This window comes from Pseudomonas sp. ANT_J28 (assembly GCF_008370005.1).
In the GTDB taxonomy this organism is placed as follows: domain Bacteria; phylum Pseudomonadota; class Gammaproteobacteria; order Pseudomonadales; family Pseudomonadaceae; genus Aquipseudomonas; species Aquipseudomonas frigoris.
Genome location: NZ_VOBM01000034.1, coordinates 62,501 through 73,647, shown reverse-complemented (window position 1 = coordinate 73,647; position 11,147 = coordinate 62,501). Strand labels below are relative to the sequence as shown.

Annotated in this window: 10 protein-coding genes; 7 read left to right on the top strand and 3 right to left on the bottom strand. The window is 59.4% G+C overall.

The genetic code is table 11. From position 1 onward, the window contains the following. Positions 1 to 266: 266 nt before the first annotated feature. The 3 genes from FQ187_RS21880 to selO are packed head-to-tail and all read left to right on the top strand — an operon-like array spanning position 267 to position 6,906. On the top strand, positions 267 to 2,009 hold the full coding sequence (locus tag FQ187_RS21880; protein WP_149631063.1) for a potassium/proton antiporter: 1,743 nt from the start codon (positions 267 to 269) through the stop codon (positions 2,007 to 2,009). Between the two features lie 34 nt (positions 2,010 to 2,043). Next, the gene (gene mscK / locus FQ187_RS21875; protein WP_149631062.1) at positions 2,044 to 5,394 is read left to right on the top strand and encodes a mechanosensitive channel MscK; all 3,351 of its coding nucleotides are present in this window, start codon (positions 2,044 to 2,046) and stop codon (positions 5,392 to 5,394) included. A 48-nt stretch (positions 5,395 to 5,442) separates the two neighbouring features. Further along, positions 5,443 to 6,906: a protein adenylyltransferase SelO gene (selO, locus tag FQ187_RS21870; protein WP_149631061.1), complete on the top strand. Its 1,464-nt coding sequence runs from the start codon at positions 5,443 to 5,445 to the stop codon at positions 6,904 to 6,906. 6 nt (positions 6,907 to 6,912) lie between these two features. Here the strand turns inward: selO and FQ187_RS21865 are convergent, their stop codons facing one another. Together FQ187_RS21865 and FQ187_RS21860 are read right to left on the bottom strand one after the other, a co-directional pair. After that, positions 6,913 to 7,314 carry a type II toxin-antitoxin system HigA family antitoxin gene (locus FQ187_RS21865; protein ID WP_149631060.1) on the bottom strand — a complete coding sequence of 134 codons (402 nt, stop codon included), beginning with the start codon at positions 7,312 to 7,314 and terminating at the stop codon, positions 6,913 to 6,915. Further along, complete coding sequence (locus FQ187_RS21860) at positions 7,311 to 7,607, bottom strand: type II toxin-antitoxin system HigB family toxin (RefSeq protein ID WP_149631059.1); 297 nt, start codon at positions 7,605 to 7,607, stop codon at positions 7,311 to 7,313. The genes FQ187_RS21865 and FQ187_RS21860 overlap by 4 nt, the downstream gene beginning before the upstream one ends. 195 nt (positions 7,608 to 7,802) lie before the next feature. Here FQ187_RS21860 and trxC point away from each other — a divergent pair, with 195 nt between their 5' ends. Beyond that, positions 7,803 to 8,237 carry a thioredoxin TrxC gene (trxC, locus tag FQ187_RS21855; protein WP_149631058.1) on the top strand — a complete coding sequence of 145 codons (435 nt, stop codon included), beginning with the start codon at positions 7,803 to 7,805 and terminating at the stop codon, positions 8,235 to 8,237. Between the two features lie 10 nt (positions 8,238 to 8,247). On the opposite strand, the gene FQ187_RS21850 is transcribed toward trxC, so the two are convergent. Beyond that, complete coding sequence (locus tag FQ187_RS21850) at positions 8,248 to 9,018, bottom strand: ParA family protein (RefSeq protein WP_149631057.1); 771 nt, start codon at positions 9,016 to 9,018, stop codon at positions 8,248 to 8,250. Between the two features lie 354 nt (positions 9,019 to 9,372). Here FQ187_RS21850 and FQ187_RS21845 point away from each other — a divergent pair, with 354 nt between their 5' ends. The 3 genes from FQ187_RS21845 to FQ187_RS21835 are packed head-to-tail and all read left to right on the top strand — an operon-like array spanning position 9,373 to position 11,139. Then, on the top strand, positions 9,373 to 10,098 hold the full coding sequence (locus FQ187_RS21845) for a beta-ketoacyl synthase chain length factor (protein WP_149631056.1): 726 nt from the start codon (positions 9,373 to 9,375) through the stop codon (positions 10,096 to 10,098). After that, positions 10,074 to 10,886, top strand: a complete 813-nt coding sequence (locus FQ187_RS21840) for a 1-acyl-sn-glycerol-3-phosphate acyltransferase (RefSeq protein ID WP_149631055.1) — start codon at positions 10,074 to 10,076, stop codon at positions 10,884 to 10,886. The genes FQ187_RS21845 and FQ187_RS21840 overlap by 25 nt, the downstream gene beginning before the upstream one ends. Beyond that, entirely contained in the window at positions 10,864 to 11,139 is a 276-nt protein-coding gene (locus FQ187_RS21835) for a phosphopantetheine-binding protein (RefSeq protein WP_129439118.1), read from the top strand. Before FQ187_RS21840 ends, FQ187_RS21835 begins: the two co-directional genes overlap by 23 nt. Positions 11,140 to 11,147: the final 8 nt, after the last annotated feature.

Below are 11,147 nucleotides of genomic sequence, written 5' to 3'. Positions count from 1 at the left end.
AGAAGACAGGGATTGATCAATCGAACTATGATTTTTCATGGACTCGCCCTCGCTGTCGTTGGCTGTTTAGACTGCCACCGTGGCGCATTGACGCCTCGGCTTGGGCGAGTCCATCCAATTACAGGGGCAGTCCGCGTCCACTGCGATGATCTCAGGTCACCCTTAAAACCTTTTTGACAGCATCACATTTCAACAGGTTAGAATCGCTGGCACGCAGACTGCATGGTCAGTTTGCGCCCGCCTTTCAGCTTTCTGGAGTACTGCCTTTGAATGCGACGACCATCAACAGCCTGTTCTTGATCGGCGCGTTGCTGGTAGGTGCAAGCATTCTGGTGAGCTCACTTTCATCGCGCCTCGGTATCCCGATTCTGGTGATCATCCTCGCGGTGGGCATGTCGGCCGGCGTCGACGGCGCCGGCATTATTTTCGATAACTACCCAACGGCTTATCTGGTCGGCAACCTCGCGCTGGCCGTCATCCTGCTCGACGGCGGTTTGCGCACCCGGGTTTCCAGCTTCCGCGTGGCGTTATGGCCGGCGCTGTCGCTGGCGACGGTCGGGGTGTTGATCACCACCGGGCTGACCGGCATGGCCGCCGCGTGGCTGTTCAACCTGAACCTGATCCAGGGCCTGCTGATCGGCGCTATCGTCGGCTCCACCGACGCCGCGGCGGTGTTCTCGCTGCTCGGCGGCAAAGGCCTGAACGAACGGGTCACCGCCAGCCTCGAGATCGAGTCGGGCAGCAACGACCCGATGGCGGTGTTCCTCACCGTGACCCTTATCGACATGCTCGCCAGCGGCCAGACCGGTCTGCATTGGAGCCTGCTCGGGCACTTGATGCGTGAGTTCGGTATCGGTGCCGTTATCGGCCTGGGCGGTGGCTGGGTCATGTTGCAACTGGTCAACCGTATCCACTTGGCCACCGGGCTTTATCCGATTCTGGTCATTGCTGGCGGATTGGTCGTGTTTGCCCTGACCAACGCCTTGCACGGCAGCGGCTTTTTGGCGGTGTACCTGTGCGGCCTGGTCATCGGCAACCGCCCGGTGCGCAGCCGCCACGGCATTTTGCACATGCTCGATGGCATGGCCTGGCTGGCGCAAATCGGCATGTTCCTGGTACTGGGGCTGCTGGTGACGCCCCACGACTTGTTGCCGATTGCCCTGCCCGCTCTGGGCCTGGCGCTGTGGATGATTCTGTTGGCGCGGCCGTTGTCGGTGATCGTCGGCCTGCTGCCCTTCAGGGCGTTCCATGGGCGCGAGAAGGCGTTCATTTCCTGGGTCGGGTTACGCGGCGCGGTCCCGATCATTCTGGCGGTGTTCCCGCTGATGGCCGGCCTGCCCAACGCCCAGCTCTATTTCAACCTCGCGTTCTTTATCGTGTTGGTGTCGCTGCTGGTTCAGGGTACGAGCCTGCCGTGGGTGGCGAAGCTTTTGAAAGTGACCGTTCCGCCGGAGCCTGCGCCGATCTCCCGCGCAGCTCTGGAAGTGCACGTCACCAGCGAGTGGGAGCTGTTCGTTTATCGCCTCGGCGCCGAGAAATGGTGCATCGGCTCGCCCCTTCGGGATCTGAAAATGCCCGAAGGCACCCGGATTGCGGCCCTGTTTCGTGGCCAGCAACTGCTCCACCCGTCGGGTAGTACGGTGCTCGAAGTCGACGATTTGCTGTGCGTAATCGGCCATGAACACAACCTTCCGGCCCTCGGAAAACTCTTCAGTCAGGCACCACAACGGGGCCTCGATTTGCGCTTCTTCGGCGACTTCGTACTCGAAGGAGACGCCCAGCTGGCTGCGGTTGCGGCGCTTTACGGGTTGAAAGTCGAAGGCATCGATCCGGACATGTCTCTGGGCCATTTCATTGCCCATAAAGTGGGCGGTGCACCCGTAGTCGGCGACCAGGTGGAGTGGAACAACACCATTTGGACCGTCGCGGTCATGGAGGGGAACAAGATCGGCAAAGTGGGCGTCAGATTCCCCGAAGGAAGTCGCCCCGGTCCGGGCTTGTTCCTCTAAACTCCATTCTTCATCTCGTTTTCGATCGGTCTCTATGTCAACCCTGCGCACCTTTTTCGTCATGGCCCTGCTGGGCTTGAGTCTTTCTGTCGGTACATTGCAAGCGGCCGAACCGCCGTCCAGCGAAGCCGTGCAGGCGAACCTGGACAAGATCGCCGACCGCAAACTGCCGGAAGCCGATCAGAAAGCCCTGCAGAGCATCCTGCAAAGCACGCTGACACAGCTCAACAACCAGCGTGATTACGAGCAGAAACTGGCTGATCTCAAGCAGCAACTGGCCAGCGCCCCGAAGCAGAACATCGAGAACCAGCGGGAACTGACCAAGCTCAAAGCCTCCAAAGTGCTGCCAGTACCGCAGCGCTATGCCAAAGAGCCTATTCAGCAACTGGAGCAAATGCTCACCGAGCGCTCCACCCAGCAAAGCGATCTGCAGAAAGCCTTGGCTGACGCCAACAGTCTGGTGATTACTGCCCAGACCCGCCCCGAGCGCGCACAGGCCGAAATTTCCACCAGCCAGACACGCATCCAGCAGATCAACAACATCCTCAAGGCCGGCAAGGACGCCGGCAAGACCTTGCCCCCTGAGCAACGCGACCTGCTCAACGCCGAACTCGCGGCACTGAACGCCCTGATCCCGTTGCGTCGCCAGGAACTGGCTGGCAACAGCCAGTTGCAGGACTTGGGCAAAAGCCAACATGACTTGCTCTCGGAAAAATCCGATCGTCTGGATCAGGAAATCCAGGAGCTGCAAAACCTGATCAACCAGAAGCGCCTGGCCCAGTCCCAGGAAACGGTGACGCAGCAATCCATCGAAGCGCAGAAGTCCGGCGGCAGCAGCCTGCTGGCTACCGAAAGCGCGGCCAACCTGAAGCTTTCGGACTACCTGCTCAAAAGTACTGACCGCCTCAACGAAGTCACCCAGCAGAACCTGCAGACCAAGCAGCAACTGGACAACGTGACCCAGAGCGATTCGGCGCTGGACGAGCAGATCAACGTGCTCAAGGGCAGCCTGCTGCTCTCCAAGATTCTCTACAAACAGAAACAGGCCCTGCCACTCCTCAAGCTCGACCGCGACCTGGCCGACCAGATCGCCGACATTCGCCTCTATCAATTCGAAGTCAGCCAGCAACGGGAACTGCTCAGCAACCCGGCGACCTACGTCGACAACCTGCTGTCGACTCAGCCTCCCGAGCAAGTCACCCCGCAGCTGCGCAAGAGCCTGCTGGAACTGGCCACGACCCGCGCCGACCTGCTGGAGCGGCTGAACCGCGAACTCAGCGCGGTGCTCAACGAATCCATCACGTTGCAACTCAATCAGAAGCAACTGCTGAGCACCGCACAAAGCCTGCGGGCGACCCTCGATGAGCAAATGTTCTGGATTCCCAGCAACAAGCCGCTGGACCTGGAATGGATGCGCGCCGTACCGGAGCGCCTGGAACGTCAGGTCACCACGCTGCCATGGGCTTCCAGCCTGAGCGAATTAAGTGACGGCCTGACCCAACGGCCGCTGCTGTTCCTGCCCTTGGCACTGTTGATCGGTGCCCTGCTGTGGCGGCGCAAAAGCCTGTATGCCCGACTGAGCAAGGTTCACCAGGACATCGGCCACTTCAAACGCGACAGCCAATGGCACACGCCGCAGGCAATCCTGATCAACATTCTGCTGGCGATGCCGGTCTCCCTGGGCCTGGCCTTGTGTGGCCTGGCCTTGCAAATCGACGCCCGCGGACAGAACGCGAACATGGGCGCGGCACTGTTGCAAATGGCCCAGGCCTGGCTAGTGTTCTACACCGCTTACCGGGTCCTCGCGCCGGGCGGCGTGGCCGAACTGCATTTCCGCTGGGAAAAACCTCAGGTCGAATTCCTGCAGGGCTGGGTCCGTCGACTCGGGCTGGTGGTCATGGCGTTGGTCGCGGTGGTGGCAGTCGCCGAGCTGCAACCTGCGACCCTGGCCGATGACGTACTCGGCATGCCGGTGGTGTTGACCTGCTACGCGTTGATGGCCTGGCTGCTCAGCCGCCTGCTGATCAGCAGCCCGACTCACCAGAACGCTTCGCTGTTCCGCAAGGCCGTGGGGATCATGTTCACCGTCCTGCCTGTCGCGTTGTTCGTGGCGGTGTGCTTTGGCTACTACTACACCGCGCTGAAGCTCAGTGACCGGTTGATCAACACCCTGTACCTGCTGATGTTCTGGCTGGTGATCGAGGCCACCTTCGTGCGCGGCCTCAGCGTTGCGGCACGCCGTCTGGCCTACCAACGCGCCTTGGCCAAACGCCAGGCTGCGAAAGAGGCCGGTGACGGTGAAGCGGTGATCGAAGAGCCAACCCTGGATATCGAGAAGGTCAACGAACAGTCCCTGCGCCTGATCCGCCTGGCACTGCTTGGTGGTTTCATCGCGGCGTTGTACTGGGTCTGGTCGGACCTGATCTCTGTGTTCTCGTACCTGGATAACGTCACCCTCTACGAATACACCAGCGGCACCGGCGCCAACATGAGCATGGTGCCGATCAGCATTGGCGACATGCTCGGCGCGCTGATCATCATCGGCATCACCTTCGCCCTCGCGCGCAACTTGCCGGGGTTGCTGGAAGTGTTGGTGCTGTCGAAGCTGAACCTGGCTCAGGGCAGTGCCTATGCCACCACCACCTTGCTGTCTTACGTGATCGCTGGCGTCGGTTTCGTCTCGACCCTGTCGACACTCGGCGTGAGTTGGGACAAGTTGCAATGGCTGGTGGCGGCGCTGTCGGTGGGGCTCGGCTTCGGGATGCAGGAAATCTTCGCGAACTTCATCTCCGGGATCATGATCCTGTTCGAACGTCCGGTGCGGATTGGCGACACCATCACCATCGGCAACCTGTCCGGCACCGTGAGCAAGATCCGCATCCGCGCCACGACCATCACCGACTTCGACCGCAAGGACATCATCGTCCCGAACAAGACGTTCATTACAGGACAACTGATCAACTGGTCCCTGACCGACACCATCACCCGAGTGACCCTCAAGCTCGGTGTCGATTACGGCTCGGACCTGGACCTGGTCAAGGAATTGCTGCTCAAGGCTGCCCGTGAAAATGCACGTGTGCTGAAGGATCCCGAGCCTCATGTGTACTTCCTGAACTTCGGCGAAAGCACCCTCGACCATGAGTTGCGCATGCATGTGCGCGACCTCGGCGACCGTAACCCGGTGCTTGATGAGGTCAACCGCTTCATCAACCGCGAGTTCAAGAAACATCACATCAACATCTCGTTCCGGCAGATGGAGGTTTACCTCAAGAACATCCAGGGTCAGGAATACAGGATGGTGCCCGTCGAGCCGGAAACCAAAACCATCGCGCCGCTGGTTGATGGCAAATCGCCGCAAGAGCCACCACCGGCCAAGCTCGACTAAGCGGCTTATCCCTAGCAGAATGCTCGGACATTCTGCTGGAGATGGCCCTTGAAAGCCCTCGACGAACTGACCTTCGATAATCGTTTCGCCCGCCTGGGCGATACGTTTTCCGCCCACGTGCTGCCCGAGCCGATCGACAACCCGCGCCTGGTGGTGGCCAGCCCTGCCGCCATGGCGCTGCTCGATCTCGACCCTACCGAGGCCGAAACCCCTGAATTCGCCGAACTGTTCAGCGGCCATAAGCTCTGGGCTGACGCGATCCCGAGGGCGATGGTCTATTCAGGTCATCAGTTCGGTTCCTACAACCCACAGTTGGGCGATGGTCGCGGTCTCTTGCTGGGCGAGGTCTACAACGAGGCCGGCGAGCATTGGGACCTGCACCTCAAGGGTGCCGGCCAGACGCCTTTTTCGCGCATGGGCGATGGACGCGCAGTCCTGCGATCCTCGATTCGCGAATTTCTCGCCTCCGAAGCGCTGAATGCCCTGAACATCCCGACCACCCGCGCGCTGTGCGTGATCGGCTCCGACACGCCGGTGTGGCGCGAGAAGCAGGAACGCGCGGCCATGGTCCTGCGAATGGCGCCGAGCCATGTGCGTTTCGGGCATTTCGAATATTTCTACTACACCAAACGCCCCGAGAAGCAGAAAGAACTCGGCGACCACGTGCTGGCCATGCATTTCCCGGAATGCCTGGAACAGCCGGAACCGTACCTGGCGATGTTTCGCGAAATCGTCGAGCGCAATGCCGAACTGATCGCCAAATGGCAGGCCTATGGCTTCTGCCACGGCGTGATGAACACTGACAACATGTCGATCCTCGGCATTACCTTCGACTACGGCCCGTTCGCGTTCCTCGACGACTTCGACGCCCACTTCATCTGCAACCACTCCGATGACCAGGGCCGTTACTCCTTCAGCAACCAGGTGCCGATCGGCCAGTGGAACCTCAGTGCCCTCGCCCAGGCCCTGACGCCGTTCATCAGTGTCGAAGCCCTGCGTGAAACACTCGGCCTGTACCTGCCGCTGTACCAGGCTCATTACCTGGACCTGATGCGCCGCCGCCTCGGCTTCACCACGGCCGAAGACGATGACCAGAAACTGCTGGAACACCTGCTGCAACTGATGCAGAACAGTGGCGTCGACTACAGCCTGTTCTTCCGCCGCTTGGGGGAAGAATCACCGGAACTGGCCGTCGCCCGTTTGCGCGATGACTTCGTCGACATCAAAGGTTTCGATGCCTGGGGCGAGCTCTACATCGCCCGGGTGACGCGTGAAGGCGAGGTTGATCAGGACCAGCGCCGCAAACGGATGCACGCCGTCAATCCGCTCTACATCTTGCGTAACTACCTGGCGCAGAAAGCCATCGATGCGGCGGAGAGCGGCGACTATTCAGAGGTTCGTCGTTTGCACGCGGTGCTGAGTAATCCGTTCGAGGAGCAGCCGGGGATGGAGAGTTATGCCGAGCGGCCGCCGGAGTGGGGCAAGCATCTGGAGATCAGTTGCTCTTCCTGAATCCGATCAGATAAAGGTCTCCACTGACACTCCGAAGCGCTCGGCCAACCAGCGGATCTGACGCAGGTTGAGCTGACGCTTGCCGCTCAATATCTCGGATACCACCGATTGGGTGCCGACGCCGGGCAGCTCGCTTTGGCTCAATCCGTGTTCGCGCATCATGTAGCCGAGAACGTCGACACCGCTGGGCTTCGGCATTGGGTGATGCTTGTGATCCCATTCCTCGATCCAGTCACCGATGATATCCACCAGACTCATCAACGGATGGGACTCATCATCGCCCGTCATCTCGAGCAACTCGTCTAGCGCCTGCGCCAACATGTCATAGTCATCTTCATTTTTTGGTTTGCGCAGCACAGGCGAGACGAACTCCCAATGCTCGGCAGCTCTTTTGATAAGAACACTCATGCTCGTTCCTCCTTCCATTTTCCGCGGTCATATTCGCGGTGATCCAGCACATGCTTGATGTAAAGCTTTTGCGATCGATACCTGACAAAAGCGATCAGCCGCAACTTGTTGCCACCGATGTCAAAAACGTGAAACTCACCCACCTTGTCGATAGCAGGAAACAGGGCCCTCATCGCCGCGAAATCCGGCGGCTTGCTTCCTTTGGCCACTTGATACCAATGATCCAATGCGGAAGCTGCCTTTGGCCATTTAGTCTTGGCTTCACGTATTCGTTTTTCGGTGATGACATGCATGCAACATCCTTATCGCATTCTGCTATGGGGAGTTAATCACAGACCAAAAATATCGCAAGTTGCGATAATACTGAGCAGACCAACGGTCTCGCTCAGTACGACTCAGCCTAGTTTTATCGCCGGACACTGCACAATTGAAAATGTGAGCAGACGTCTCCACATAGAGATGATCGGCTTCTTTCCAGGATCATCCGCATGACTGACCCACTCCTCATCCCCTGCCCCCACTGCAACGGCCTCAACCGCATCCCCGCCGAGCGCCTCAACGACCATCCAAAATGCGGGCGCTGCAAGGCCGAGGTCCTGCCGAACAAACCCTTCGAGCTGAAACAAAGCGATTACGCCAGCCAGATCAAAGGTGATCTGCCGTTGCTGGTGGACGTTTGGGCGGAGTGGTGCGGGCCGTGCAAGTCGTTTGCGCCGGTGTTCGAGCAGGCGGCGGTGCAATTGGCGGGGAAGTGTCGACTGGCCAAGCTGGACAGCGAGGCGAACCAGTCGTTGTCGGCGCAGTTGGGGATCCGTTCGATCCCGAGTCTGATTCTGTTCAAGAACGGCCGGGAAGTGGCGCGTCAGAGCGGCGCCTTCCCGTTACCGCAGTTGATGAGCTGGTTGCGCAGCCAGGGCATCTGATCCTGAGCAGTCAGGCGTTTTCCAGCAAGTTGTGCAGATCGACGAATTGTTGCGTCAGCTTATGACGCGGATCGAGGTGGATCAGCGGCGTGTTGGCCTGGTGGGATTCACGCATGCGCACCGAGCTGCCCAGATATACCGGTAGCACCGGCAGGCCTTCGGCGATCAATTCATCGAGGATTTGCTGAGGCAGACTGGCGCGAGCCTGAAATTGGTTGACGACGATACCTTCGACTTCCAGCCCTTCGTTATGGTCATCCTTCAATTCTTCGATTTCCGCCAACAGGCCGTACAGCGCCTGACGCGAAAAGCTGTCGCAGTCGAAGGGGATCAGCACACGATCAGCGGCAATCAATGCAGATACCGCGTAAAAATTCAACGCTGGCGGGGTATCGAGATAGATCCGGTCGTAATCGCCGTCCAGCTCCTCGAGCAATTTGCGCAGCTTGTTGATCTTGTGTTTGGCCTCAAGCTTGGGCTGCAAGTCAGCCAGCTCGGCAGTGGCGGTGATGACGTGGAGGTTGTCGAACGGGGTTTCGTAGATATCGACCTGGCTTTTTTTGGAGAACGGTCCGGAAGACAGGGTCTGTTTGAAAAAATCGGCGATCCCCATCGGAATGTCATTACCGGTGAGGCCCGTCAGGTACTGAGTGGAGTTCGCCTGGGCATCGAGATCCACCAAGAGGGTGCGATAGCCCTCGTTGGCGCTGACCGCCGCCAGATTGCAGGCAATGCTGGATTTGCCTACGCCACCTTTCTGATTGAACACCACGCGCCGCATGTCAAAACCTCCGTGTATCAAAGAATGATCGAGTGTAGTAGTCCACCGCGCTGCTTAGCTACCTCGCCGGCATCGGGACTACACAGTCATCGGCAATCTCTCAATAAAAAAGCCGCTAACTCTGCCGTTGACCACTGACAGAGCCGACAGACATGCCCACCACGATGTGGATAATGGCCAAACGACAGCCATGCACGAACCAACCGGTACATTTCATTGAGCAAAATGTAACCATCATTTGCTACGCGCCCGCCGCAACGGGATAATGCGCGCCACTCGGCGCTAAGCGCTACGTCAGGTAGTTCGCGTTTTTTGCGACTCTCCGCGTCAAGGAAGCCCGCAAGGGCGGGATGAATGTCTGTGATCAATTTCAACATCGCCCAATGGCGCGCGTGGGCCCCTGGGCTCGAAAGCGTGGACGATTGGCAGGCCTGGAGCCGACAACCGGTCGTGCTTGCGAGCAGCGATGCCGCACCCGACGTCTCGTTTCTGCCGGCCATGCAGCGCCGGCGACTCAGTCGTTTGGCGCGGATGGCGTTCAGTGTCGGCTGGCCCTTGGCCGATGGCCGCCAGGACCTACCGTTGGTCTTTATTTCTCGCCACGGCGAAACCCCGCGCACCTTCGATATCCTCAGCGATCTGGCTGCCGATCAGCCGCTGTCGCCGACTCAATTCAGCCTGTCCGTGCACAACGCGATCATCGGCCTGTGGTCGATCATGCGCGGCGAAACCAGCGAAATGACTGCCCTCGCTGCAGCCGGCGATGGCCTTGAACACGGCATGCTAGAGGCCGCGGCTTTGCTTTCCGAGGGCGCTCCCGCGGTACTGCTGATCGTCACCGAAGAGCAACCGCCCGAGGCCTACTCGACCTGGATCGACGACGTGCCGTTCCCTTACGCGGTCGGCCTGCTGATCACCCGCGGAAACGACTGGCAGTTGTCCCTGAACAGCGCCTCGGATGAGTTGTCCAAAGCCCAATGGCCCCATGCCCTGAACCTATTGCGTACCCTGCTCGGCCAGCAGACAACCTGCCAACATGCCTGGAAAAATCGTGTATGGACCTGGCAACGCAACCTGTAACCGAAAAAAACCGCGACGCCTATTACTGGCGCCTGCTGGCTACCGCCGCAAGCTTCACCCTGTTCGGGTTGGGCGGGCTGTGCCTGCGACTTGTGGTTTTCCCGCTGCTGAACTGCCTGCCCGGCGATGCCCGGACACACCGGCGGCGAGCGCGGCACACCGTCGCCCGCCTGTTCTGGTTTTTTGTGCGATTCATGGCTCGCACCGGTGTGCTGACTTACGACATCCAGGGCGCCGAAAAACTTGGTCGACCGGGGCAAATGATCATTGCCAATCACCCGTCGCTGATTGATGTGGTGTTCCTGATCGGCCTGGTGCGCCACGCCAACTGCGTGGTCAAGAAAAGCCTCTGGGAGAACCCTTTTACCCGCGGCCCGCTGCGCTGCATCGAATACATCAGCAACGACGGCAGTATGGACATGCTCGATGCCGCTGCCGACGCGCTGAAAAGCGGCCAGACCCTGATCATCTTTCCTGAAGGCACCCGCACTCAGCCCGGCCAGGCGCCAGCCTTCCATCGGGGTGCTGCGGCAATCGCTCTGCGGGGTGCGAAAATCCTCACCCCGGTGATTATCAAGGTCAGCCCGACCACGTTGACCAAGGCCGAGCCCTGGTATCGGATCCCCAAACGCCGCGTGCACTTCAGTTTCCGTGTCGGGGCCGATATAGACCCACAAGCCTTCGCCTCGCTGGGCCCTGCTCCTCAGGCCTCGCGCAAGCTCAATGACTATTTGCATCATTACTACATTAAGGAGCTCGCCGAAGATGAGCGATCTGCACACTCTTAGTCTCAAGCAGGAAATCAAAGAACTGATCATCGACGCCCTGGGCCTTGAAGACATCAGCGCACAAGACATCGGCGACGACCAGACGCTGTTCGGCGAAGGTTTGGGCCTGGATTCGGTAGACGCCCTGGAACTCGGCCTGGCAATCCAGAAAAAGTACGGCATCAAAATCGACGCCGACGCCAAAGACACCCGCAATCACTTCAGCAATGTGGCGAGCCTTGCGGCGTTCGTCACTGCAAAACAGGCAGCTTGAGACCGGAC

Bases quoted from the DNA above. Each gene is read 5' to 3' on its own strand.
- FQ187_RS21865 (WP_149631060.1), bottom strand. From the start codon at position 7,314: ATGAGTGTTCTTATCAAAAGAGCTGCCGAGCATTGGGAGTTCGTCTCG.
- FQ187_RS21860 (WP_149631059.1), bottom strand. From the start codon at position 7,607: ATGCATGTCATCACCGAAAAACGAATACGTGAAGCCAAGACTAAATGG.
- FQ187_RS21845 (WP_149631056.1), top strand. From the start codon at position 9,373: ATGTCTGTGATCAATTTCAACATCGCCCAATGGCGCGCGTGGGCCCCT.
- trxC (WP_149631058.1), top strand. From the start codon at position 7,803: ATGACTGACCCACTCCTCATCCCCTGCCCCCACTGCAACGGCCTCAAC.
- FQ187_RS21840 (WP_149631055.1), top strand. From the start codon at position 10,074: ATGGACCTGGCAACGCAACCTGTAACCGAAAAAAACCGCGACGCCTAT.
- FQ187_RS21850 (WP_149631057.1), bottom strand. From the start codon at position 9,018: ATGCGGCGCGTGGTGTTCAATCAGAAAGGTGGCGTAGGCAAATCCAGC.
- mscK (WP_149631062.1), top strand. From the start codon at position 2,044: ATGTCAACCCTGCGCACCTTTTTCGTCATGGCCCTGCTGGGCTTGAGT.
- FQ187_RS21835 (WP_129439118.1), top strand. From the start codon at position 10,864: ATGAGCGATCTGCACACTCTTAGTCTCAAGCAGGAAATCAAAGAACTG.